The organism is Azospirillum griseum, assembly GCF_003966125.1.
GTDB lineage: Bacteria > Pseudomonadota > Alphaproteobacteria > Azospirillales > Azospirillaceae > Azospirillum > Azospirillum griseum.
This window is the reverse complement of record NZ_RXMA01000008.1, coordinates 42,742-65,580: the sequence shown is the minus strand read 5'-3', so window position 1 is coordinate 65,580 and position 22,839 is coordinate 42,742. Positions and strand designations below refer to the sequence as shown.

Sequence of the window (22,839 nt, the reverse complement as noted above, 5' to 3'; positions counted from 1 at the left end):
TCGGATCCACAGGCCCACAGGTCCTCGCTGGGGTTCCCCCCTGCCGCCGTAGCCGGTCGGCAAGGGGGGAAGCCCGAACGATCACGCCTCGTGGAACTCGGCGACGAAGCGGTCGAGCAGACGGACGCCAAAGGCCGACGCGCCCTTCGGCACCGTCGCGCTGTCCTTCTTCGCCCAGGCCACGCCCGCGATGTCGATGTGCGCCCACGGCACATCGTTGACGAAGCGCTTGAGGAACTGCGCGCCGACGATGCTGCCAGCGCCGCCGCCCGACCCGACATTCTTCATGTCGGCGGCCGGGCTTTCGATTTCCTTGTCGTAGGCGTCGTTCATCGGCAAGCGCCACAGCGGTTGGCCGACCTTCAGCCCGGCGGCGGTCAGGTTCTGCGCCAACTCGTCGTTGTTGGCGAACAGACCGGCGTGCTCATGCCCCAGCGCGACGATGATGGCACCGGTCAGCGTGGCCAGATCGATCATCAGCTTGGGCTTGAAGACGTCCTGCGCGTACCACAGGCAATCGGCCAGCACCAGACGGCCTTCGGCGTCGGTGTTGATGACCTCGATGGTCTGGCCCGACATGGAGGTGACGATGTCGCCAGGGCGTTGCGCCGTGCCGGACGGCATGTTTTCCACCAGCCCGATGATGCCGACGGCGTTGACCTTCGCCTTGCGCGCGGCGAGCGCGTAGAGGGTGCCGACCACGGTGGCCGACCCGCCCATGTCCCACTTCATGTCTTCCATACCGGCGGCCCCCTTGATGGAGATGCCGCCGGTGTCGAAGGTCACGCCCTTGCCGATGAAGGCCAGCGGGCGTTGATCCTCGCCATCGCCGTTGCCGTTGTAGCGCAGGACGACGACGCGGGCCTCGTTCGCGCTGCCCTGGGCCACGCCCAGCAGCGCGCCCATGCCCAGCTTGCGCAGCTTCTTCGGCTCCAGGATCTCCACCTCGACGCCGACCGATTCCAGCTCCTTGGTCTTGTCGGCCAGGGATTCCGGGTAGATGACGTTGGCGGGTTCGGACACCAGATCGCGGGCGAAGAAAATGGCGTCGGCCACCTTGTCGCGGGGGCCGTAGGCCTTCTTGGCCTCGTCCGCGCCCTCGACCAGCAGGGTCAGGCGGTCGAGCGCCGGTTTCGGCTCCTTCTTCTCCGCCTTCTTGTCGTTGGTCTTGTATTTGTCGAACTTGTAGGAGCGCAGGCGCGCGCCGAACGCGATCTCCACCGCCGCCGCCGCGCCGTCCAGCGCCGCGCCTTCGGGCAGTTCGACCAGCAGCGACGCCTCGTCGCCCGCCTTGTCCAGCGTGGCGAACAGGGTCCCGCCCTGCGATTGCAGCGACAGGTCGGTGATCTCCTCGGCCTTGCCGACGCCGATCAGGACCACGCGCTCCAGCTCAACGCCCGCCGGGGCCAGCAGGGTCAGCGTCTCGTCCTTTTTCCCGGAGAAACGGGCGGCGGCCATGGCGCGGGTCAGCGCGCCGCCGGTCTTCTGGTCCAACTCCTGCCCCAGCGCGCCGAGGCTGCGGTCGTTGGCGACGGTGATGGCGAGGATGCCGGGCTTGCCCAGCACCGAGGCCAAGGACGGCTTCGCGAAGGAGAACTTCATGTGGTCCTCGTGGAATGGCCCGGCGGCGCACAGGCGGGCCGGGCGAAAAGTGGTGGGAAAACCCTAACCCAGCGATAAAGGCCGCGCCACCCCGGCTGTCAAGGCCCCGCCCCGTCCGGTTGAAACCAAACGGGGACAGTGGCATGCCAGGGCGCGCGGCCTTTGACGTCAGACGGTTTCCGCGTCGGAGGTTTCCACGGCCTCGTCCACCGCCGCCTCATCGGTCTCGGCGCTCTCCACCGGCTCCTCGGCCTTGCGGTCGAGGACGGCGGCGAAAAAGCCGTCGGTGTCGTGGCGGGCCGGGGTCAGGCGCAGATAGGGACCCTCGCACGGGACCGCGCCGAACCCTTCCTCCGCCCAGACCTCGGCCACCGGCTTGACGGTGAAGTCGGGATGGGTTTCCAGGAAGGCGGCGATCTGCCCTTCATTCTCATCGAACAGCAGGGAGCAGGTGGCGTAGATCAGCCGCCCGCCGGGCTTAACCAGCCGGGCGGCGCTGTCCAGAATGTTGGCCTGCAACGGAACCAGCTCGGCCAACCCCGGCCCCAGCGGACGCCACCGGCTGTCCGGGTTGCGCCGCCACGTCCCGGTGCCGGAGCACGGGGCATCGACCAGCACGCGGTCGAACTTGCGCTTGTGGCGCTTCACCCACGGGTCGCGTTCGCTGGTCAGCGGGTGGGCTTCGATGTTGTGCAGACCGGCGCGGCGGAACCGCTCCGCCGCGCGCTTCAGCCGACCGGCCAGCACGTCGCAGGCGACGACCCGGCCCTTGTTCTTCATCATCGCGGCGATGGCCAACGTCTTGCCACCGGCCCCGGCGCAGAAATCAACCACCTGATGGCCGGGCTTCGGCGCGACGGCCAGCGCGACGAGCTGCGAGCCTTCGTCCTGGATTTCGACCAGACCGTCCTTGAAGGCGTCCACGCCGCCCAGCGGCGGGCGGCCCTTGACGCGCAGGCCGAAGGGCGACCATTGCGTCGTCTCGGCGACGATCTGCGCCTTGGCCAACGCCTTGATCGCGCTGGCCTGGTTGGCCTTCAGCGGGTTGATGCGCAGGTCGAGCGGGGCGGCGTCCAGCAGCTTTTCCATCTCCACCGTGAAACGGTCGCCCAGGGTGGCGCGGATCGGCGCTTCGGCCCAATCGGGGCATTCGACGCGCACGGCCTCCGGCATCTCGGGATGGTCGAGCGTGTGGGTGTCCAGCGCGCCGACCAGGGCCAGCTCCTTTTCGCTCAGACGCTCGGGCGCGAATTTGCCGCCGCTGAACATCTCCAGCACGACCCCGGCGTTGCGGCGCTCCTCCAACAGGGCGTAGGCGAGCGTGCGGGCGCGGGGCGTCGGGCGGTGCCCGGTGCGTTCGATCCACCAGCCCAGCCGCGCGTGACGCCGCAGGATCGCGTAGGTGGTCTGCGCGATGTTGGTGCGGTCCTTCGAGCCGATGTAACGACGGTTGCGGAAATAGGCGCTCATCACCGCGTCGGCGGGGCGGGTGATGTCGTCGATGTCGGTCAACAGCTCGATGACCGCCTGAAGGCGGGCGGCGGGTGTCATGGTGGCTTTTCCTTCGGGAACACAAACGGCGGACGCGAAACGGCGTCGGCCCACCCTGTCGATACCGCGTTTCACCGCCGCTTGTCACGCATGGTCGCGCGTGATCGCGCGCGCGGGCGCGGTGGGTGCCTTGCGCGCGGCCTCCTTGCGTGCGGGCCGTGACATCAACGCGCGGGGGCGGGTCCGCCGCCAAACAGCCGTTGACGCTGCCGGTGGCGCTCGGCACAAACGGGCGGGGCGTGACAACGCGGTGACAAGGCCCCTGGTTCGGGCGGATTCGATTTGCGGGCAAGGACGGGCGCGATGACGGGTGCGGACGGGATGATGCGCGGGAAGACGATGCGCGGGAAGACGATGCACGGAATGACGGTGCGCGGCGTGATGCGGGCGTTGGGGTTGGGGGCGGTTCTGGCCTTGGCGGCCTGCGCGGGCACGACGCCCACGGCCCATCTGCCGGGCGGCGGCAAACGGCCCTATGTCCACCCCGACCAGATCGCCCCGGATTTCCGCACGCTCGCCGGGTGGGGTGAGGACGATCACGCCGAAGCGGTTCCCGCCATTCAGCGCACCTGCGGCTGGGTGAAGAGCCAGCCGCCGGGCAAGCCGATCGGCAGCAACCGCGCGGCGGGGACGACCGACGATTGGCGCGCCATCTGCGCGGCGGCCAACCGCCTGCCGCCGAACGACCCGGAAGCCGCCCGACAGTTCTTCGAAACCCATTTCACCCCGGTCGCCCTGGGGGCCGGACAGGAAGGGCTGTTCACCGGCTATTACGAAAGCGAGCTGCGCGGAAGCTGGACCCGGAGCGAAAAATTCAACACGCCGCTTTACCGTAAACCCAGCCAAGGCAACCTGCCCTCGCGCGCGCGGATCACCGCCGGGGCGTTGAACGGGCGCGGGTTGGAACTGCTGTGGGTGGATGACCCCATCGACGCCTTTTTCCTGGAAATCCAGGGGTCGGGCCGGGTGCGGATGACCGATGGCTCCTATGTCGGTCTCAGCTACGCCGGGCAGAACGGCCACAGCTATTACCCCATCGGGCGGCACATCATCGAACGGGGCGACGCCACACCCGAACAGATGTCGTTGCAGACCATCCGCCGTTGGCTGAAGGAGCATCCGGGCGAGGCCACCGCCGTGATGAACCTCAACCCCTCCTACGTCTTCTTCAAGCAGCGGGCCGAGGGTGGGCCGCGCGGTGCCCGCAACATGGAGCTGACGCCGGGCCGCAGCCTGGCCGTCGATCCCGATCACGTGCCGTTGGGCGTGCCGGTGTGGCTGGAGGTGCGCGAAGCCCCTGTGGCGGGCGGCACGGTCAAGCGGCTGGTGCTGGCCCAGGACACCGGTGGCGCGATCAAGGGGCCGGTGCGCGGCGATCTGTTCTGGGGGGCCGGAACGGAGGCCGAAGAGGGGGCCGGGGTGATGAAGGCGCGCGGCCGCTTCACCATGCTCGCCCCGCGCAAAACCGCCTTCCAAACAGCGCAAGGCCCGGCCAACTGACCGCGAACCGGGACACCGCCCCGTGACCGCCACACCCGCAACCGGTGACGCCGACGCACGGCTGGTCCGCCTGACCGACCACCCCGACCGCGACGCGGCGCTGGCGGCGTTGGAGGCGATCTTTTTCGCCTCCACCACCCGCACCGACTTCGCCAGCGCGGTGGAGCGGGCGGCGTTCATGGAGACCTGGACCGGCTGGTTCGTGACCCACGCCCCCGCCGATCTGTGGTTCGCGCTGGCCGGGAATGGCACGGTCATCGGCTATCTGACCGGCTGCAAGGACAGCGCCGGAGCGGTCCCGCTCGACCGGACGATTCCGAAATACGACGTCTTTGCCGACCGGTTTGCCGCCTATCCCGCCCATTTCCACGTCAACGTCCGCCCCGGCTGGCGGGATCGCGGCGTCGGGCGGGCGCTGGTGGACCGCTTCACCGAGGATTGCCGGGCCGATGGCCTGCCCGGCCTGCACCTCGTCACCGGCGTGTTCGCCCGCAACGTCGCCTTTTACCAGCGCGCGGGCTTCACCGACGCCCTGCAACGCGGACCGCTGCTGTTTTTGGGGCGGCGGCTGTGATAGGCAACGCGCCTGTCACCCTGTGATCCGACGCCCGCCCCTGCGAAAGCCGCCGCCATGACCCGCCCGCCCCTGCTGATCGAAAGCCCGCAGAACCCGCAATTCAAGCTGTGGGAATCGGCGCTCGACGGGCGCGGGTTGAAGAAGAACGGCAAGTTCCTGCTGGCCGGGTTGAAAACGGTGCCGGAGGCGCTGCGCCAGCACCCCGACCGTTTTGAACGGCTGCTGTTCACCGACCCCGCCCAGATCGCCGGGTGGCGTCTGCCGCCGGGGATCGAGCCGGTCCAGCTCGCCCCCGCCCTGTTCCGGGCGCTGGACGTGTCGGGAACCAACTTTCCGCTGCTGGTCGGCAACGTGCCGCGCCTGCCGGTGATCGACCTCAACCAGCCGCCGCAGGGGTTGGAACTGCTGTGCGCGCTGGGCGATCCCAGCAATCTGGGTGCGTTGCTGCGCAGCGCGGCGGCCTTTGGCGCGTCGCGCGTCGTGCTGCTGGAGGGGGCCGCCCACCCCTATCACCCGAAATGCCTGCGGGCGGCGTCCAACGCGCAATTTTCGCTGACGCTGCTGCGCGGCCCCCGCTGGGCCGAGGTCAACGCGGCGGCGGGGCCGCTCTGCGCGCTCGACGGCGGCGGCACCGACCTGACCCGCTTCGACTGGCCGCGCGACCTGCGCCTGATTTTGGGGGAGGAAGGCCAAGGCATCCCGGCGGATTGCCCGGCCCTGCGCCTGTCGGTCCCCACCACCGGCCATGTGGAATCGCTCAACGCGACCGTCGCCGTCAGCGTAGCGCTGTTCGCCCGCTTCGCCGCGATCCGATAACCACCGCCACCCACCCGTGCCAGCCACCAGACGCACAAACGCCCCGCCCCGAGGATCGGGACAGGGCGCTGGCGAACGCTCAACTGTTGCTCAACACCCGCAGGATCACCCCTGGCGGTAGTTGGGCGACTCGTTGGTGATGGTGATGTCGTGGACGTGGCTTTCGCGCAGGCCCGCGTTGGTGATGCGGACAAACTGGCAGTTCTCGCGCATCGCCGGGATGGTGGCGTTGCCAGTGTAGCCCATGGCGGCGCGCAGGCCACCGACGAGCTGATGGATCACCGCCGACACCGGCCCCTTGTAGGGGACGCGGCCTTCCACGCCTTCCGGGACCAGCTTCATGGTCGAAACCTCCTGCTGGAAGTACCGATCAGCCGAGCCGCGCGCCATCGCGCCGACCGACCCCATGCCGCGATAGCTCTTGTAGGAGCGGCCCTGGAACAGGATGACCTCGCCGGGGCTTTCGTCGGTCCCAGCGAACAGGCTGCCCAGCATGGCGACGCTGGCACCGCCCGCGATGGCCTTGGCCAGATCGCCCGAATATTTGATGCCGCCGTCGGCGATCACCGGAATGCCGTGCTTCTCGCACTCCTCCACCACGTCCATGACGGCGGTGAGCTGCGGCACGCCGACACCGGCGATGATGCGGGTGGTGCAGATCGATCCCGGACCGATGCCGACCTTGATGGCGTCGGCCCCGGCGTCGATCAGCGCCTTGGCGGCTTCCGCCGTGGCGACGTTGCCGGCGATGACCTGGGTGTAGTTGGCCATGGCGCGGGCGGCGCGGACCTGATCCAGCACCTTCAGCGAATGGCCATGCGCGGTGTCGACCACCAGCACGTCCACACCGGCGTCAAACAGCGCCTCGGCGCGGGCCAGACCGTCGCTGCCGGTCCCGGTGGCGGCGGCGACGCGCAAGCGGCCCTTGGCGTCCTTGCAGGCGTTGGGGTGGGCCTGCGCCTTTTCGATGTCCTTGACGGTCAGCAGACCGATGCAGCGGTAATCCTCGTCCACCACCACCAGCTTTTCGATGCGGTGCTGGTGGAGCAGGCGCTTGCCCTCGTCCTGGCTGACGCCCTCGCGCACCGTGACCAGATCCTTGGTCATCAGCTCGCTGACCAGCTGGCGCGGGTCGGTGGCAAACCGCACGTCGCGGTTGGTCAGGATGCCGACCAGCTTGCCGCTGCCCAGCGCGTCGCGGCTTTCGACCACCGGGATGCCGGAGATCTTGTGGTAGGACATCACCTCCAGCGCGTCGGCCAGGGTGGAATCCGGGGTGATGGTGATCGGGTTGACCACCATGCCGGATTCGTACCGTTTGACCTTGCGGACCTCTTCGGCCTGCTGTTCAATGGTGAGGTTGCGGTGGATGACACCCAGACCACCCGCCTGCGCCATGGCGATGGCCAGACGGCTTTCCGTGACCGTGTCCATGGCGGACGAGATCAACGGGATGCCCAGCTCGATGGTCTTGGTCAGCCGCGTGCGGGTGTCCACGTCGTTCGGCAGGACCGAGCTTTCGGCCGGAACCAAAAGGACGTCGTCGAAGGTCAGGGCCTCGCGGATTTTCGCGTCGCGCGCCATGTCGTGGATCTCCCGAAAGAAAAACGTGGCGCACTATACACAAGACCATGGGCTTGTGAAGCGGTGCGCACACAGCATCTGTTATGCGTGGATGTGCGAAGAGGCCGGGGCAAGCCAGCGCCCGCCCCGGTTGTCATCACGCGGTTGGTCAGTCCGCCGACGCCCCGCCCCGGAAGCCGGTGGCGACGACGTAGGTTTCGGACGATTCCGCCCGGCTGGCCGCCGGTTTGGCGTGCTTGACGACGGCGAAGTCGCGCTTCAGCCGCGCCAGCAAATCCCGCTCGGCCCCGCCCTGGAACATCTTGGCGATGAAGACGCCGCCGGGGGCCAGCACCTCTTCGGCGAAATCATACGCCGCCTCGACCAGATTGGCGATGCGCAGATGGTCGGTCTGCTGGTGGCCGGTGGTGGGGGCGGCCATGTCGCTCAACACGATGTCGGCCGGTCCGCCCAAGGCGTCCTTCAGCCGCTGCGGCGCGCTTTCCTCCAGGAAATCGGCCTGCATCGTGATCGCGCCCGGAACCGCGTCCATCGGCAGGATGTCCAGCCCGACGACCTGCCAGCCCTCGCGGTTGCACTGGACCTTTTCCACCGCGATCTGCGTCCAACCACCGGGGGCGGCCCCCAGATCGACCACCCGCTTGCCCGGGGCCAGGAAGCGGAACTTCTCATCCAACTGCAACAGCTTGAACGCCGCGCGCGAGCGGTAGCCGCGCTTGGTCGCCTCGATCACATAGGGGTCGTTGAGGTGACGCTCCAGCCAGCGCGTGGAGGATTCGGACCGCTTGCCCGCCGTCTTGACGCGAACGGTGGCTTGGCGTCCACCGGGACGCGTTGACGGAGTCTTCTGTACCATGATGCCTGTTGCCCTTGCTTACTCACCGGCGGCCTGGATCAGGTCCACCAGAATCCCTTCGCGCAAACCACGGTCGGCGATGCGCAGCCGTTCCACCGGCCAGACGTTGCACAGCGCGTCCAGCACGGCGCACCCCGCGATCACCAGATCGGCGCGGTCGTGGCCAATGCAGGGATGACGCGCCCGCCCGTCAAAGTCCAGCCCGATCAGGTGCTCGATCACCGAACGGGCGTGGTCGATGCGCAGATAGCTGCCATCCACCGCCCGCCGGTCATAGCGGCCAAGCCCCAGATGCACCCCGGCCAGCGTCGTCACCGTGCCCGACGTGCCCAGCATCTGCACCTGACCGGCGGCGACGCGGCGCTCGATCCGGTTGCGCGCCTCGAACGGGGCGATGGCGTCGGCCACCGCATCGACCATGCGGTCGTACATGGCGGGCGTGACCTCCGGCCCGCCGAACTCCTCGGTCAGACCGATCACGCCGCAACGGATGGAGATTTGATCGAGCACGCGCGGCGGCCGCCCCGGCTCCAACGCCAGCCACATCAATTCGGTGGATCCGCCGCCGATGTCGAACACCAGGGCAAAGGGCGGGCTGCGTTCCAGCAGGGAGGCGCAACCGGCCAGCGCCAACCGCCCCTCCTCCTCGCTGGAGATGATTTCCAGCGCGATGCCGGTTTCGCGTTCCACCGTGGCGACGAAATCGCCGCAATTGGCCGCGCGCCGACAGGCTTCGGTCCCCACCGCGCGGGCGGCGGTCACGCCGCGCCGCTCGATCTTGGATCCGCAGACGCGCAGCGCGGCGATGGTGCGCTCCATCGCCGGGTCGGACAGGCAATCGTTGCGGCTCAACCCCTCGCCCAGCCGGACGATGCGGGAAAAGGCGTCAATGACGCGAAAGCCGCCGCCGGGGGCCGGTTTGGCGATCAGCAGGCGGCAATTGTTGGTCCCCAGGTCCAGCGCGGCGAACACCGGGCGCGTCACAGCCGACGAACGGATGCGCTCCGCGTCGCTGTCCCACTCGCTGTGCACCTGAATGACCACGTACCCCGCCCCGCCGCGTGTAAAGAGGGGATCATAGCCCGGATTGCGTTCCGACGGGAACCCCCCTTCCAGGGCGATCCTGGAACGGACGCACCCCGGTCGGGGGGGACCCGATCACGCGCCCCCGATCACGCCCCCGATCCCCTGCCCCCGATCATTTTCCGGTGATGAAGGAGCAGGTGCTTTTTTCCAGCGGCAGGAACGCCTCGTCCGCCGGGATGTTGCGGACGCGGGTGTAATAGTCCCACGGGGCCTTGCTCTCCGCCGGAGCCTTCACCTGATAGAGCGACAGGTCATAGAGGACCCGGCCATCCTTGCGGACGCTGCCGGGGGTGCCGAAATAGTCGGTCGGCATCGCCTTCATCGCCGCCGTCACCGCTTCGGCGTCGGTCGTGCCCGCCTGGCGCGCGGCCTTCAGCCAATGGCTGGTCGCCAGATAGGTGTTCGCCTGTTCCTTGCTGGGCATCTTGCCGTGACGGCCGAAGAAGCGCTTGGACCACGCCCGCGTCTGGTCGTTCTGGTCCCAATAGAAACCTTCGGTCACATACAGCCCCTTGGCCAGTTCCAGCCCAAGCGAATGGACATCGGTGATGAAGACGATGTAGCCGACCATGCGCTGTCCACCGGCGATCAGGCCGAACTCACCGGCCTGCTTGATCGCGCCGATGGTGTCGGCCCCGACGTTGGCCAACGCCACCACCTTTGCCCCGCTGCCCTGGGCCGACAGCAGGTAGGACCCGAAATCGCTGGTGCCGATGGGGTGCTTGACGCTGCCCAGAACCGTACCGCCCGCCGCCTTGATCGCGTCGGTCGCCGCCTTTTCCATCGCGGTGCCAAAGGCGAAATCGGCGGTGATGAAGTACCAGGAGGTTCCGCCCGCCTGCACCACCGCGCGGGTCGCCCCCACCGCCAGCGACGCGGTGTCGTCCGCCCAATGGATGGTGTAGGGGGAGCATTGGCCGTTGGTCAGCTCGGTCGTGGTCGCCGCGCTGATCATCAGCACCTTTTTCTTTTCCCGCGCCACCGCCTGGACCGCCAGCGCCACCGACGACACCGGAATGTCCGTCACCATGTCGACGCCCTCCACGTCGAACCAGCGGCGGACGATGTTGGACGCGACGTCCGGCTTGTTCTGCATGTCGGCGGCGATCACCTCGATCGGGCGATCCAGCAGCTTGCCGCCGAAATCCTCGACCGCCATCTGGGCGGCGATGGTCGCCCCCTTGCCGCCGATGTCGGAGGCAAAACCCGCCTCGTCCACCAGAACGCCGATCTTCACCGGCTTCACGCCCTGCCCCCAGGCCAGGTTTGCGCTGGCCGCCAACACCGCCGCCGCCAGGGCGAAAGGCCGCATCGAAAGATTCACGGAATCCTCCCCTCTTCTGCTCGCGCTCTTGTTGAGTTTCTTGGCGATGGCGCGCTGGATCTTGGTGGGTGCGGGTCGAACGTTGCCCGTCACACCCGCACCGACATTGCGCACATCCGAAACTGTTTCTATATACCAACAGTATCGTATGAAACTTTATCGCTGTCGAGAGGCTTTGATGGAATCGGGGAGCGAAGGGAGGCTGGCGATGGCCACGGCAAAACACAGGTGGAACGCAGCCACAAAAAGAAACCCCCGCGATCAGGGCGGGGGCTTCCAGAACGGATGCAGAGGATCCGCACGTCAAGAGCCAATCAGGAGAACACACTGAATTGGCGGCAGGAAACAGAAACTCAGGATGTCAAAATCCAGACATCATCAAGTAAGCGCCGGTGGAGTCATGATCTTACTCACCCTCCCTTGCTTCGGTGACTCTGTCCTTCACAAGCCCGACGCCGAGGCGCAATCGCTTGGAGGAAAACCAGTACAGGAGCGCTTTTCTGCCACCTCTGTGTTTTTCGTCTTGAATACGATGCACCCGCGCCGCCAAACCGTCAAGACAAAATCAGCAAGAGTCATCGTCTTTCAAACAGACTCTAAGAAAAAGAAACCCCCGCAACAGTGGGCGGGGGTTTCCATTACCAACCATATCGGCTGATACATTCATCGCCTTGCGGCGCATGGCAATCCAATTGTCTGGGCCGACCAGATCGGCGTGCTCAGGTAAGCGTCGGTGGAGTCATGATCTTACTCACCCTCCCTGGCTGTCAGGAACCGCAGACGACCATCGGGGGCGCAATCGCAGATCGCCAGAACCCCGAGAACTTTCGATCACCTCAACGATTACTGTAAGAAAAGCCTGCGCCCATTCCGCTGAACTGTCAAGAGCCTGTCACAGTCCAATCATCCACACACCGATCACCCACACAGCCCGCAGGCGACCGACGCCATCCGGTGCGGCGGCTTGACCGGTGGCTTGCGCGGGGGCCATTCGGAAAAGCCACGCTCCTCCCCGGCCGGGCGCAGGGCTGACAGGCGGTCGCCCGCCTCGACCCACAAGACGGCGGCGCTTCGCCACGCCGGGGTGTCCATCACCCCGCGCCAATCGCAGCCGAACAGGCTGGAGATCAGCCAACCGCACAGCAGCACCACCACCAACTGTTCGGAAAAGCCACCGGTCTTGATGATCGGCAGGGCAAAGGTGCGCCGCCGTTTCAACGGGTAGAGCAACGGCAAGCCGGACGGCGACAGCAGATCCCCGGCCAGATGGGTGAGATAGCCGACCAGGAACGGCGCGCTGAGACCCGCGTCCACCCCGCTGTGGGCGAACAGCCACGCGCAGGCGGCGACGGCGAACAGCGAATGGGTGATGCCGCGATGGCCGAACACCAGCGAGATCGGCACCGAAATCGGCTTCAACCGGCTGCCCAGCGTCGATTTGGGATGGTCGATGTCCGGGGCAAGCGCCCCCAACGCCGCCAGCCCGATGCCCAGCGGGTCGAGCGGCGGCAGACCGAACCGGGACGCCAGCCAGGTCCAGGTCGCGGCACCGACGATGATGTGCGACGAGGCCATCATGGCATCCCGCCCCCAACCGCTGCCAGCACTCCCGCTGCCCGCACTGCGGAACTCCTCCCCCCAAACGCGCCCCGCAACGTCCAACGCGCTGGAAACGGAGAGGAAACCTAGCATCGGAACGGAATCCGAACAACAGGACCCGCGCAAAAGGCGCACACAAAAAGCCCCTCTCCCGTGTTGGGAGAAGGGCTTTTGCTCACGCCCGGTGCCGCCGTGATGGGCCAGCCGCACCGGGGAAAGCGTCACAGCGCCGCGATGACCGCACCGGCTCTTTCCACACCGGTCACTGCGGAATGGCGCTGGTCTTGGCGTAGCCCAGCGTCTTCAGCGCCTCGGCGATTTCCGGCAGGATGCCGGGGTCGTCGATGGTGGCGGGCATCTTGTAATCAGCGCTGTCGGCGATCTTCTGCATGGTCCCGCGCAGAATCTTGCCGGACCGGGTCTTGGGCAGGCGCTCCACCACCAGGGCGCGCTTGAAGTCGGCCACCGGGCCGATCTGGTCGCGCACCATCTGCACCACCTCCTTGACGATGTCCTCGTGCGGGCGGCTGACACCGGCCTTCAGGCAGACAAAGCCGAGCGGCACCTGCCCCTTGAGGTCGTCGGCCACGCCGATCACCGCGCATTCGGCCACATCCTTGTGGCTGGACAGCACCTCCTCCATCGCGCCGGTGGACAGGCGATGCCCGGCCACGTTGATGATGTCGTCGGTCCGGGCCATCACATAGACATAGCCGTCGTCATCGATGAACCCGGCGTCGCCGGTCTGGTAATAGCCCGGATAGTCGGCGAGGTAGGATTTCTTGAAGCGCTCGTCGGCGTTCCACAGGGTCGGCAGCGTGCCCGGAGGCAGCGGCAGCTTGACGCAGATCGCGCCGATGTCGCCGCGCGGCACCTCCTGCAACTCCGCGTTCAGCACGCGCACGTCCCAGCCCGGCATCGGGCGGGTGGCGGAGCCGTACTTGATCGGGAACAGATGCACGCCAAGCGGGTTGCCGGAGATCGCCCAGCCGGTTTCGGTCTGCCACCAGTGATCGATGACCGGCACCTTCAGATGATCTTCCGCCCAATGCAGGGTGTCGGGGTCCGACCGCTCCCCAGCCAGGAACAGGGCGCGGAAGTGGGACAGGTCGTATTTCTTCAGCAGCAGCGCGTCCGGGTCCTCCCGCTTGATGGCGCGGAAGGCGGTGGGCGCGGTGAACAGCGTGCCGACCTTGTGCTGTTCGATCACCCGCCAGAAGGTTCCGGCGTCGGGCGTGCCGACCGGCTTGCCTTCGAACACCAGCGTCGTCGCCCCGGTCAGCAGCGGCGCGTAGACGATGTAGGAATGGCCGACCACCCAGCCCACATCGGACGCCGCCCAATACACCTCGCCCGGCTGGACGTTGTAGATGTTGCGCATGGTCCAGCGCAGCGCCACCGCGTGGCCACCGTTGTCGCGCACCACGCCCTTGGGCTGGCCGGTGGTCCCGGAGGTGTAGAGGATGTAGAGCGGATCGGTCGCCGCCACCGGCACGCAGGCCGCCGGTTCGGCCGCCGCCGCCGCCTCGACCCAATCGACGTCGCGGCCGGGGATCATCGACGCGGTTTCCTGCGGGCGTTGCAGGACGATGACGTGGGCGGGCTTGTGGTCGGCCTGCTCGATCGCGGCGTCGAGCATCGGCTTGTATTTGATGACGCGGTTGGTTTCGATGCCGCAGGAGGCCGACACGATCACCTTGGGGGTGGAATCGTTGATGCGGGTCGCCAGCTCGTGCGGGGCGAAGCCGCCGAACACCACCGAATGCACCGCCCCCAGACGGGCGCAGGCCAGCATGGCGACGACCGATTGCGGAATCATCGGCATGTAGAGGAGGACGCGGTCGCCCTTCTCCACGCCCTGCGCGCGCAGCGCCCCGGCAAAGCGCGCCACCTGGTCCTGCAACTCGGCGTAGCTGATGGTCTGGACGGTCTGCGTCACCGGGCTGTCATAGATGATCGCCGCCTGCGCGCCGCGCCCGTCCTCCACATGGCGGTCCACCGCGTTGTAGCAGGTGTTCAGCTCCCCGCCGACGAACCAGCGGTAAAAGGGGGCGGCGCTGTCGTCCAGCACCCGGTCATAGGGCTTGAACCAGGCGATGTCCTTGGCCGCGTCCGCCCAGAAGCCTTCGGGGTCGGACAGGGAGCGGGCGTGCATCTGATCGAAGAGAGCGGCGGTGCTTTGGCTCATCGGGGGCGTCCTTATCATTATATTTGGTTCGCGTTTCCTCGCGCACGCGCAACGATCCGTCGCGCGTCCCGCTCCAATGTGCGTCAAGACCACCGCCGCGCGCAAATGGCAGAAGGTCGGGGGTGCGACGGGCTGTCGCAGCGTTTCCCCCGATTCAACCCCGATTCCCCGCCAAAGAACCCGGCCTCAGAACCCCACGCAGGCCGGGCGCATGACGATGGCGACCGCCTGTTGCTTGAACCGCTTTTTGTAGAGGTCGGCGACCTCGTGGATGCGGGCCAGGGTCGCCGGATCGGACGCGGTCAGCAGGGTCAGGATCTTGCTGGGTTCCTTCACCAGCCGCCCGGTGTCGCTGTCGCGCCAATGGCCCGCCGCGTCCTGGATGGTCAGGCCATCGGGAAAGCGCGGCGTGATCTCCCTGTTGACGAATCGCGCCCACGCCTTGTCGGTGACGCCCAGGTGATCGCCGATGTTGCGGCCAAAGAACAGGCGTGATTCCACCATCGGGCTGCCCGACAGCAGGGTGCATTCCAGAGCTGGGGCCGGGGCCGGGGCCGGAACAGGCACCGCCGTTTCCGCCCGCAGCGGGGCGGACAGCGGCAGCAGCAGGGCGGCGGACAGCAGGGCGGCGCGCAACGGCATCATCACATCAACCTCCTTCGCAAACGGAACGGACATCCGCAACCGATGATACGCGCATCCCCGCGCGCGGCGAAGCGGCAAGCGGGCGGTTGCGCCGCAAGCGCCCGCCCCTTCCCGCTGGTCAGATCGCCGCCGGACGGTTATGGATGGCGCATGGCTTCCGATCCGCCCATCACCGGGATTCGCCCGATCCTCACCGTCGTGCAGAGCAACGGCGAGCGGCTGATCGTGGCCCGGCTGACCAATCTGGGCGGCGGCAGCCAGTCCAACCGCTTCGTCCTGCGCCAGTCCGATTTCCGCGCGCCCTGGACCCACCCGGACAAGGGCTATTTCGGTTACGCCGAGGTCGCCCGGGCGCTGGACGCCAACGGCTGGCGCGGCTGCAAGATCGAAGCGATGCCCACCACCGATCTGGAGGAGCGGCGCGCCCGCCTGCTCGCCCGCAAAAAGTTGCATCTGCAATGCGTGGAGGCGGCGATCCGCCGGGTGCAGGACGACAGCGCTCGCCCCGCGTAAGGCCCCAATCGTCATAATTCCCATTCGCTGTCTTCCGGTTGGTGCCGGACCGGCCTATATCCCTTGAACCGATTGTTTGGAGGGATTTGATGACCAGCAGTGCCGCCTTGGCTGCAACCGACAGCCCCGATCTGGGCACGCTCCCCACCTGGGATTTGACCGACCTCTACCCCGGCATGGACGCGCCGGAGCTGGCCGCCGACCTCGACCGCACCGACGCGCAGGCCAAGGCGTTTCAGGAGCGCTACGCCGGGGCGCTCGCCGGTTTGTCCGGCGATGCGCTGGCGCAGGCGATCGCCGACTATGAGGCCATCGACGAAACGCTGTCGCGCGTGATGTCCTTCGCCAGCCTGACCTACAGCGGCAACATGGCCGATCCGGTTATCGGCAAATTCTATCAATCCGCGCAGGAGCGGGTGAACGCCATCTCCACCCAACTGATCTTCTTCACGCTGGAGATCAACCGGCTGGAGGAGGAGGCGGTCGCTGCCCGGCTGGCGGATTCGCCCGCGCTGGCGCGCTACGCCCCCTGGCTGCGCGACGTGCGGCTGTACCGCGATCACCAATTGACCGACGAGGTCGAACGGCTGCTGCACGAGAAATACGTGGTGGGCCGCGCCGCCTGGAACCGCCTGTTCGACGAGACCATCGCCGGGCTGCGCTTCCCCATCGGCGGGCAGGATCTGACCTGTGCGGAGGCGCTGAACCGCCTGTCCGACCGCGACCCGGCCAAGCGGCGCGAGGCGGGCGAGGTGGTGGGCCGCGTCATGGGCGAGAATTCCCGCCTGTTCGCGCTGATCACCAACACGCTGGCCAAGGACAAGGAGATCGAGGACACGTGGCGGCGCTACCCCTCCCCCACCGCCGCCCGCAATCTGTCGAACCGGGTTGAGGATGAGGTGGTGGACGCCCTGGTGTCCGCCGTCAAGGCCGCCTACCCCGACCTGTCGCACCGCTATTACGCGATGAAGGCGACATGGTTCGGCCAGGATCATTTGGATTACTGGGACCGCAACGCCCCCCTGCCCAACGACGCCGACCGCAGCATCCGGTGGGACGAGGCGCGCGACATCGTGCTGGGGGCCTATGGCCGCTTTTCGCCCGATCTGGCCACGCTCGGGCGGCGTTTCTTTGACAACCCGTGGATCGACGCGCCGGTGCGGCCGGGCAAGGCCCCGGGGGCGTTCGCCCATTCCACCGTGCCCAGCGTCCACCCCTATCTGCTGGTGAATTACCAGGGCAAGACGCGCGACGTCATGACCCTGGCGCACGAGCTGGGCCACGGCGTCCACCAGATCCTTGCGGGGAAGCAGGGGCATTTCCTGTCCGACACGCCGTTGACGCTGGCCGAAACCGCGTCGGTGTTTGGCGAGATGCTGACCTTCCGCGCCCTGCTGGCGGCGGAAACCGATCCGGCCCGCCGCCGCCTGCTGTTGGCCAGCAAGGTGGAGGACATGCTGAACACGGTGGTGCGCCAGATCGCCTTCTTCGATTTCGAACGGCGCGTCCACACCGAACGGCGCGCGGGCGAATTGACCGCCGACCGCATCGGCGAGATCTGGATGGCGGTGCAAACCGAAAGCCTCGGCCCGGCGCTGCGCTTTGACGAGGGGTATCGCCATTACTGGTCCTACATCCCCCACTTCATCCATTCGCCCTTCTATGTCTACGCCTATGCCTTTGGCGATTGTCTGGTGAACTCGCTCTACGCGGTCTATCAGGACGCCGAACAGGGCTTTGCCGACAAATATCTGGCGATGCTGACGGCGGGCGGCACCCTGCGCCACCAGGATCTGCTCGCCCCCTTCGGCCTGGACGCCACCGACCCGGCCTTTTGGCAAAAGGGCCTGGACGTCATTCGCGGCTTCATCGACGAACTGGCCCAAACCCCCACCTGACCCACCTCCAGAACCCTCTCCCCCCGGGGAGAGGGCAGGGTGAGGGGGAAACCGCCCCAAGAATCCCCACCCCTCAAAACCCCACCGCCCATTTGACCCCGGTCAAGGGCACCCGCGCCCCCACAGGGCAGAATGGCCCGCGAAGCCCCCGCTTCGCGGGCCATTCCCGTTTCCGGTCCCGCCCCTGCCCGTTTCCTCAAGGACCCGCCGCATGACCGCGCACCCCGCCCCGGCCACCGATTCCGCCCCCCGGTCCAGCGCCGAGGCCCTGCCCGATCCGGCGGCGCTGATCACCCTGGGTCATCCGATGATGGACCACGACCACGCCGAGGCGCTGGCCCTGCTCGCCGCCGCCGAGGCCACCCCGCCCGGCGCGCTCGCCCCGGCCTTCGCCGCGCTGGCCGACCATCTCCGCGCCCATTTCGCGCGGGAAGAGGCGCTGATGGCCGAAACCGGCTTTTTCGCCCAACACTGCCACAGCGCCGAACACGCCCGCCTGCTGGCCGTCTTCGCCAACCTGCAAGCCACCCTCACCCCCCACCACGAATCCCCCGCCCGCACCTACCTGCGCAGCGCCTTCCCCTCCTGGTTCGACACCCATCTGGTGACGATGGACCGGGTGACGGCGGGGTTTTTGATGGGGGGGGACGGGGATTTTTGAGGCAAGGCGAGCGATTCATAATGATCGCTTTGCGCCAGAAATGGACTATTTGGTTTTAAGAATAGAACCTAAGAACGGTGACGTTGAGTGCATTGTTTTAATGACGCCGCCGCGAACTGGATTGACGGCAAGCCCGGTGAAATCGCCTCTCTGTCCGACCATGCCGATTTCGTGACGGCGGTGCCCATCATCGAAGACTTCCTGCCACTGCTACATGCGATTGCTATCACAGCTAACTTGCAGGACGCTGCAAAGCCGCTGGTTTCCGGCTGTGCAATGAGGTAGTTTTACCCGATATAAATGAGTTATCGCGTCTGATATCAAAATTTTGGCTAGAGTAGTCTGGACAAAGGTAATATTTGGTCGGGGGTTATGTGACGAAAAGCAAAAACGGCCAGACAGCGAGCCAAATGGAGGATTTGGAACCGCCCACTCCGTGGCCAGGTGCGAATGCGCGTTTGCTCGGTTTGGGAGTCGGATTGCCAATATCGGAGCTCGATCGACTCGCAAATTTCAGCGCGGCGGAGTTCGAGCGCCTCACCCTGGAATGGGCGTCCGATTATCTAGCCGTGAAGAGACCAGAAATCGTCGAGGTCCAACAGCGCGGTGGCGCAGGCGATAAGGGCCGCGATGTCATCGCCTGGCACGATCCAAACACTGTCCCACTCCGCAAATGGACGCTCTACCAGTGCAAGCACTACGGTTCAGCGCTGGGGGCTGGCACAGCTGCGGCAGAAATCGGGAAGGTGTTATTTTACAGTCACCGTGGCGACTACACCTTTCCAGAAGAATATTATTTCGTAACTCACAAGGGTGTGACCTCGCCATTCCAAGACCTTCTGGATAAGCCCGAAGATCTTCGAAAATTCATCATCGATAAATGGGAAGAGCATTGCCGGAGCAAAATCCGCAAGGATCCCGTCGAGCTAACGGTCGAACTTAAGGCCTACATCGAAAGCGTCCCTTTTACGGCTTTCCGTGCGAAGCAACCGCTTACTCTTCTGAACGAACACGCCCAGACCAAATACCATCTGACCGTCTTCGGCGCACCGCTGATCGATCGCCCGAAGCCGCCCGAACCACCATCCGATGTGGCACCTGGCGAGAACAAATATGTTACGCAACTCATGAGGGTGATTTCAGCCGATCTCGGCCACACAGTATCAAATCTGTCCGATTTTCTGCATTCGAATAAGCATCGCCGATTGTTCGATCGGTCGCGCCTGACCTTTTATCATGCCGAAGGACTTAAAGAGCTGGCGCGGGACCAGATGGCTGACATTGCATTCTTTGATACGCTCCTTAAGGAGTTTCACGATGGTCTGTACCACTGGCATACCAGTGAACCTGACGGCTATCAGCGGTTGATCGAGACCGTTAAGGCGTCGCAGAATATTCAGCTCAGCAAGCACGCGCTTGAGCCTCACGTTCTGCCAAACGACCGAGAGGGTATGTGCCATCAGATGGCGAACGAAGGGCAAGTCCAGTGGTGCGACAAATGAGCTTGCCGGATCAATGGGCACGACCGTTCAACACCCCGATAGAGTCGGGATTGCGGCTTCTCTTCGCGCTTGATGAAGCCAATGGTGAGGCGTTCGATCTCCAGCGTCTGGTGTCCTACGACTATCTTCTCGTCCATTCCGGCGACGTTAAGGGCGGCCCGCCGAGCCTTCACCCCGCCGTGCCGTTCAGAGGAGGAGAGCTTTTGGTGAAGCGCGAACTCGTACTCGCGGGGCTTGATGCCATGTTCGCGAAAGAGCTTTTGGAGAAGGAATTCGAACCCAGTGGCATTTGCTATCGTGCCACTGCGCTCACAAGAGCCTTCCTAAAATTGCTCGCATCCAACTATGCATCCTCGCTGCGTGCGCGAGCGGCCTGGGTAGTTCGGCACTTTGCGACTTACACAGACGAGATGCTCGAAAGTTACATGACCGAGAATATCGGTCGTTGGGGCGCTGAATTTGATCGCCTGACGATAATAAAGGAATTGGAACTGTAATGCTCCAGATCAGGGAAATACGCCTCAGTGGCCCAAATGTTGAAGACGCCTCGGTCAAATTCGGTCCCGGCCCGAACGTCATCGCCGGCGAATCCGACACCGGGAAAAGCTATCTGCTTCATTGCCTCGATTACATTTTCGGAGCCGAGGAGCTGAAAAAGCGCATCCCGCAAGCCGAACCCTATGACGAACTGAAAGTCGAATTTCAGAACACAGCAGGCGATTATCTCACATTGGTTCGCAACCTTTCGGGCGGCGATCTTAAAGCACATCGTTCGCAGATCGACGCCATCCAGGGAGATGGCGAGGCGATCGCACACCGACGGCACGGCACAAGCAAGGCCGATGACATAACATCGGTTCTGTTTCCTTTCGCGGGCATCAAGGAAGCCATGCTCCGCAAGGATAACGATGGGAAAGTGCAGCGGCTCACAATCCGTACATTCTTTCCGACGATAATCATCGACGAAGTGGCCGTGATCGAAGAGCAGTCACCTGTTCTTGGACGGGGAGGGTTCGATGAGACGCCGCGGAAGCGCATGTTCGCATACATGCTCTCTGGCAAAGACGATTCCAGTGTAGTCGCCAGTGAAAAGAAGGCGATCGTCACGGCTCGTTTGAATGCCCAAATAGCGCTGATCGATGACTTGCTGGCACCGTTGGAGCAACAGCTCCAAGCCACGCCGAGCGATCACACAGAGGATTCCATCGAGAAAATCGATGAGACAATCGCCAGGGTTTCTGACGAGCTTGCCGCTATTGAAACGGAACGCGCGAACTTACTAAATGAGCGCGATACGGCGAGCGACGTGAGAACCAAAGCCGATACTCAAATATTAGCGATTGATCAACTTCTGACACGATACCATCTCCTCAGCGAGCATTATACGTCCGACCTGAGCCGCTTGGACTTTGTCGCAGAAGGCACGTATTATTTCGATAGTTTGCAAACTGTCACCTGTCCGCTCTGCGGACAGAATATGGATGACGATCATGCTCATAAGGCTGCGCAGGCCAGTGCAGATGTCTATGCGGCCGCCAGAGCGGAGGCAGCGAAAATACTTGCTCAGCGTGCTGACCTTGAAGACGCCATTGCCAGCTTGAAACAACGGCGCAAAGCGCGCGACGCGGACAGGGCGAATGCACAAACCGCGTATCAGGATGCCGAACGCAGACTGGCCAGCATTCTGCTACCTGCTGCCGCAAACAGCACCGCGCAGCTTCGTCGCCTTAACAAGCGGCGATTAGAGCTGGAATCTGCTCGCAACACGAGCGAGCAAGTCGAGATCTTGCGCGCGCTCAAAATAGAAATCGAGCAGAGCAAAACTGGAAAGGGAAAAACCAAGAAGCTGTGGGAGAGCTTGCCTGAAGTCTCTTTGCTGAAATTTTGTAAAGAAGTCGAAGAAGTTCTTAAAGAATGGAAATGGGAAGGCGAAGGCCGCGTCGAATTTGACACGAAGAATTTCGACATCAAGGTCGATGGGCAAACTCGACAATCCCACGGGAAGGGCTTCCGAGCCGTCTTGTATTCGGCCTTCGTAATCGGGTTGGTTCGCTACTGTCAGAAAATGAACCTACCCCATCCGGGGGTCGTGGTTATCGACTCGCCATTAACAAGCTATAAGCGGCGGGGTGCGAGGGATGTGAAGGGTTCTGACAGCACAGTAAGCTCCGGCGTCGAGGCAGCTTTCTGGGTGTCACTTACGAAAACTGCCAAGGACGTGCAGGTCATTATCGTAGAAAACAAGGAGCCGCCTGCCAGTGTGGCCGCTGCCGTTCACTATGAGTGGTTTGCGGGGAATGAAGCCGAACCCGGTGATCGAGTTGGCTTCATTCCCTGGGCACTGGATAATTAGAACTCTTCCCAAGCACCATTGGTACCCTTCGTCAATTTACCCCAATGGTCAGGGGTAGGCTTCTTGTGCACCTTGCGCCGTTTTTCAGTGGACTTTTACAACCAGGGATTTTACGTGATTGATAAAATTACGACTTTCATGATTTACCGCAGATTAGCAGAATGTCTAAAACTGGCGCAAGGCGATCCTGGCCAAAGGTCCGCTTTGAGGCATAAGCCACCATGTCCGAAGGACCGATCTTGGCGTGCATCAGACCCCACCGCCAACCCCAGAAACGCAAAAAGCCCGGCTCAAGGCCGGGCTTTATTGGGAACCGTTGGTGCGGTTCGGAAGATGGTGGGCGCACAAGGACTCGAACCTTGGGCCCGCTGATTAAGAGTCAGCTGCTCTACCAACTGAGCTATGCGCCCATCTGTGTTGTTCGTTTGGCCGCGATCACCCGCGAACCCAGCCGGAACCACACGGCTGCCAAGAGATGGTGGGCGCACAAGGACTCGAACCTTGGGCCCGCTGATTAAGAGTCAGCTGCTCTACCAACTGAGCTATGCGCCCATCTCTCGGTGATCACCAGACGCCGACTTGCG

19 protein-coding genes and 2 tRNA genes are annotated in these 22,839 nt (G+C 64.8%); 10 read left to right on the top strand and 11 right to left on the bottom strand.

Going from position 1 to position 22,839, the window contains the following annotated elements:
- Positions 1-81: 81 nt before the first annotated feature.
- Both EJ903_RS10625 and EJ903_RS10620 read right to left on the bottom strand, forming a co-directional pair.
- Positions 82-1,602, bottom strand: coding sequence for a leucyl aminopeptidase (locus EJ903_RS10625; RefSeq protein WP_126614935.1), 1,521 nt, complete (start codon positions 1,600-1,602; stop codon positions 82-84).
- A 168-nt stretch (positions 1,603-1,770) separates the two neighbouring features.
- Positions 1,771-3,153 carry an RsmB/NOP family class I SAM-dependent RNA methyltransferase gene (locus tag EJ903_RS10620; protein WP_126614933.1) on the bottom strand — a complete coding sequence of 461 codons (1,383 nt, stop codon included), beginning with the start codon at positions 3,151-3,153 and terminating at the stop codon, positions 1,771-1,773.
- Positions 3,154-3,456: 303 nt separating this feature from the next.
- On the opposite strand from EJ903_RS10620, the gene mltA reads away from it, so the two are divergent.
- From mltA to EJ903_RS10605, 3 genes are read left to right on the top strand one after another with little or no spacing between them, the layout of a single operon-like run.
- On the top strand, positions 3,457-4,653 hold the full coding sequence (mltA, locus tag EJ903_RS10615; RefSeq protein ID WP_246015435.1) for a murein transglycosylase A: 1,197 nt from the start codon (positions 3,457-3,459) through the stop codon (positions 4,651-4,653).
- Between the two features lie 22 nt (positions 4,654-4,675).
- Positions 4,676-5,227, top strand: coding sequence for a GNAT family N-acetyltransferase (locus tag EJ903_RS10610; RefSeq protein WP_126614931.1), 552 nt, complete (start codon positions 4,676-4,678; stop codon positions 5,225-5,227).
- A 57-nt stretch (positions 5,228-5,284) separates the two neighbouring features.
- On the top strand, positions 5,285-6,046 hold the full coding sequence (locus tag EJ903_RS10605; RefSeq protein ID WP_126614929.1) for a TrmH family RNA methyltransferase: 762 nt from the start codon (positions 5,285-5,287) through the stop codon (positions 6,044-6,046).
- A 105-nt stretch (positions 6,047-6,151) separates the two neighbouring features.
- Here the strand turns inward: EJ903_RS10605 and guaB are convergent, their stop codons facing one another.
- From guaB to EJ903_RS10585, 4 genes are all read right to left on the bottom strand, one after another.
- Positions 6,152-7,630: an IMP dehydrogenase gene (guaB, locus tag EJ903_RS10600; protein ID WP_126614926.1), complete on the bottom strand. Its 1,479-nt coding sequence runs from the start codon at positions 7,628-7,630 to the stop codon at positions 6,152-6,154.
- Between the two features lie 148 nt (positions 7,631-7,778).
- Positions 7,779-8,486 carry an RlmE family RNA methyltransferase gene (locus EJ903_RS10595; protein ID WP_126614924.1) on the bottom strand — a complete coding sequence of 236 codons (708 nt, stop codon included), beginning with the start codon at positions 8,484-8,486 and terminating at the stop codon, positions 7,779-7,781.
- A gap of 18 nt (positions 8,487-8,504) precedes the next feature.
- Positions 8,505-9,530 (bottom strand): Ppx/GppA phosphatase family protein, encoded by a 1,026-nt coding sequence (locus tag EJ903_RS10590; protein WP_126614922.1) that lies wholly within the window; start codon positions 9,528-9,530, stop codon positions 8,505-8,507.
- 154 nt (positions 9,531-9,684) lie between these two features.
- Complete coding sequence (locus EJ903_RS10585; RefSeq protein ID WP_126614920.1) at positions 9,685-10,884, bottom strand: ABC transporter substrate-binding protein; 1,200 nt, start codon at positions 10,882-10,884, stop codon at positions 9,685-9,687.
- A gap of 412 nt (positions 10,885-11,296) precedes the next feature.
- Here EJ903_RS10585 and EJ903_RS10580 point away from each other — a divergent pair, with 412 nt between their 5' ends.
- On the top strand, positions 11,297-11,554 hold the full coding sequence (locus EJ903_RS10580; RefSeq protein ID WP_126614919.1) for a hypothetical protein: 258 nt from the start codon (positions 11,297-11,299) through the stop codon (positions 11,552-11,554).
- Between the two features lie 260 nt (positions 11,555-11,814).
- On the opposite strand, the gene EJ903_RS10575 is transcribed toward EJ903_RS10580, so the two are convergent.
- From EJ903_RS10575 to EJ903_RS10565, 3 genes are all read right to left on the bottom strand, one after another.
- Entirely contained in the window at positions 11,815-12,474 is a 660-nt protein-coding gene (locus EJ903_RS10575) for a metal-dependent hydrolase (protein WP_126614917.1), read from the bottom strand.
- Between the two features lie 283 nt (positions 12,475-12,757).
- Positions 12,758-14,683, bottom strand: a complete 1,926-nt coding sequence (locus EJ903_RS10570; protein ID WP_126614915.1) for a propionyl-CoA synthetase — start codon at positions 14,681-14,683, stop codon at positions 12,758-12,760.
- Between the two features lie 186 nt (positions 14,684-14,869).
- Positions 14,870-15,328: a DUF3574 domain-containing protein gene (locus EJ903_RS10565; RefSeq protein WP_158627918.1), complete on the bottom strand. Its 459-nt coding sequence runs from the start codon at positions 15,326-15,328 to the stop codon at positions 14,870-14,872.
- A 150-nt stretch (positions 15,329-15,478) separates the two neighbouring features.
- Here EJ903_RS10565 and EJ903_RS10560 point away from each other — a divergent pair, with 150 nt between their 5' ends.
- From EJ903_RS10560 to EJ903_RS10535, 6 genes are all read left to right on the top strand, one after another.
- Positions 15,479-15,841: a hypothetical protein gene (locus EJ903_RS10560; RefSeq protein ID WP_126614911.1), complete on the top strand. Its 363-nt coding sequence runs from the start codon at positions 15,479-15,481 to the stop codon at positions 15,839-15,841.
- Between the two features lie 89 nt (positions 15,842-15,930).
- Complete coding sequence (locus EJ903_RS10555) at positions 15,931-17,739, top strand: M3 family oligoendopeptidase (RefSeq protein WP_126614909.1); 1,809 nt, start codon at positions 15,931-15,933, stop codon at positions 17,737-17,739.
- A 211-nt stretch (positions 17,740-17,950) separates the two neighbouring features.
- On the top strand, positions 17,951-18,400 hold the full coding sequence (locus EJ903_RS10550) for a bacteriohemerythrin (RefSeq protein WP_126614907.1): 450 nt from the start codon (positions 17,951-17,953) through the stop codon (positions 18,398-18,400).
- Positions 18,401-18,774: 374 nt separating this feature from the next.
- Entirely contained in the window at positions 18,775-19,902 is a 1,128-nt protein-coding gene (locus EJ903_RS10545) for an ABC-three component system protein (RefSeq protein WP_210211423.1), read from the top strand.
- Positions 19,899-20,399, top strand: coding sequence for an ABC-three component system middle component 2 (locus EJ903_RS10540; RefSeq protein WP_126614903.1), 501 nt, complete (start codon positions 19,899-19,901; stop codon positions 20,397-20,399). The genes EJ903_RS10545 and EJ903_RS10540 overlap by 4 nt, the downstream gene beginning before the upstream one ends.
- Positions 20,399-22,255: a hypothetical protein gene (locus tag EJ903_RS10535; protein WP_126614901.1), complete on the top strand. Its 1,857-nt coding sequence runs from the start codon at positions 20,399-20,401 to the stop codon at positions 22,253-22,255. Before EJ903_RS10540 ends, EJ903_RS10535 begins: the two co-directional genes overlap by 1 nt.
- Positions 22,256-22,589: 334 nt before the next feature.
- On the opposite strand, the gene EJ903_RS10530 is transcribed toward EJ903_RS10535, so the two are convergent.
- Both EJ903_RS10530 and EJ903_RS10525 read right to left on the bottom strand, forming a co-directional pair.
- A tRNA-Lys gene (locus EJ903_RS10530) sits at positions 22,590-22,665 on the bottom strand.
- Positions 22,666-22,731: 66 nt separating this feature from the next.
- Positions 22,732-22,807: transfer RNA gene (locus EJ903_RS10525), tRNA-Lys, on the bottom strand.
- Between the last annotated feature and the right edge of the window lie 32 nt (positions 22,808-22,839).

What these genes read in the sequence shown, in the direction of transcription:
- EJ903_RS10560 (WP_126614911.1), top strand. Translation starts at nt 15,479, where the DNA reads ATGGCTTCCGATCCGCCCATCACCGGGATTCGCCCGATCCTCACCGTC.
- EJ903_RS10540 (WP_126614903.1), top strand. Translation starts at nt 19,899, where the DNA reads ATGAGCTTGCCGGATCAATGGGCACGACCGTTCAACACCCCGATAGAG.
- EJ903_RS10555 (WP_126614909.1), top strand. Translation starts at nt 15,931, where the DNA reads ATGACCAGCAGTGCCGCCTTGGCTGCAACCGACAGCCCCGATCTGGGC.
- EJ903_RS10625 (WP_126614935.1), bottom strand. Translation starts at nt 1,602, where the DNA reads ATGAAGTTCTCCTTCGCGAAGCCGTCCTTGGCCTCGGTGCTGGGCAAG.
- EJ903_RS10570 (WP_126614915.1), bottom strand. Translation starts at nt 14,683, where the DNA reads ATGAGCCAAAGCACCGCCGCTCTCTTCGATCAGATGCACGCCCGCTCC.
- EJ903_RS10575 (WP_126614917.1), bottom strand. Translation starts at nt 12,474, where the DNA reads ATGATGGCCTCGTCGCACATCATCGTCGGTGCCGCGACCTGGACCTGG.
- EJ903_RS10550 (WP_126614907.1), top strand. Translation starts at nt 17,951, where the DNA reads ATGACCGCGCACCCCGCCCCGGCCACCGATTCCGCCCCCCGGTCCAGC.
- EJ903_RS10580 (WP_126614919.1), top strand. Translation starts at nt 11,297, where the DNA reads ATGATCTTACTCACCCTCCCTTGCTTCGGTGACTCTGTCCTTCACAAG.
- mltA (WP_246015435.1), top strand. Translation starts at nt 3,457, where the DNA reads ATGACGGGTGCGGACGGGATGATGCGCGGGAAGACGATGCGCGGGAAG.
- EJ903_RS10620 (WP_126614933.1), bottom strand. Translation starts at nt 3,153, where the DNA reads ATGACACCCGCCGCCCGCCTTCAGGCGGTCATCGAGCTGTTGACCGAC.
- EJ903_RS10585 (WP_126614920.1), bottom strand. Translation starts at nt 10,884, where the DNA reads ATGCGGCCTTTCGCCCTGGCGGCGGCGGTGTTGGCGGCCAGCGCAAAC.
- EJ903_RS10595 (WP_126614924.1), bottom strand. Translation starts at nt 8,486, where the DNA reads ATGGTACAGAAGACTCCGTCAACGCGTCCCGGTGGACGCCAAGCCACC.
- guaB (WP_126614926.1), bottom strand. Translation starts at nt 7,630, where the DNA reads ATGGCGCGCGACGCGAAAATCCGCGAGGCCCTGACCTTCGACGACGTC.
- EJ903_RS10535 (WP_126614901.1), top strand. Translation starts at nt 20,399, where the DNA reads ATGCTCCAGATCAGGGAAATACGCCTCAGTGGCCCAAATGTTGAAGAC.
- EJ903_RS10605 (WP_126614929.1), top strand. Translation starts at nt 5,285, where the DNA reads ATGACCCGCCCGCCCCTGCTGATCGAAAGCCCGCAGAACCCGCAATTC.
- EJ903_RS10565 (WP_158627918.1), bottom strand. Translation starts at nt 15,328, where the DNA reads ATGATGCCGTTGCGCGCCGCCCTGCTGTCCGCCGCCCTGCTGCTGCCG.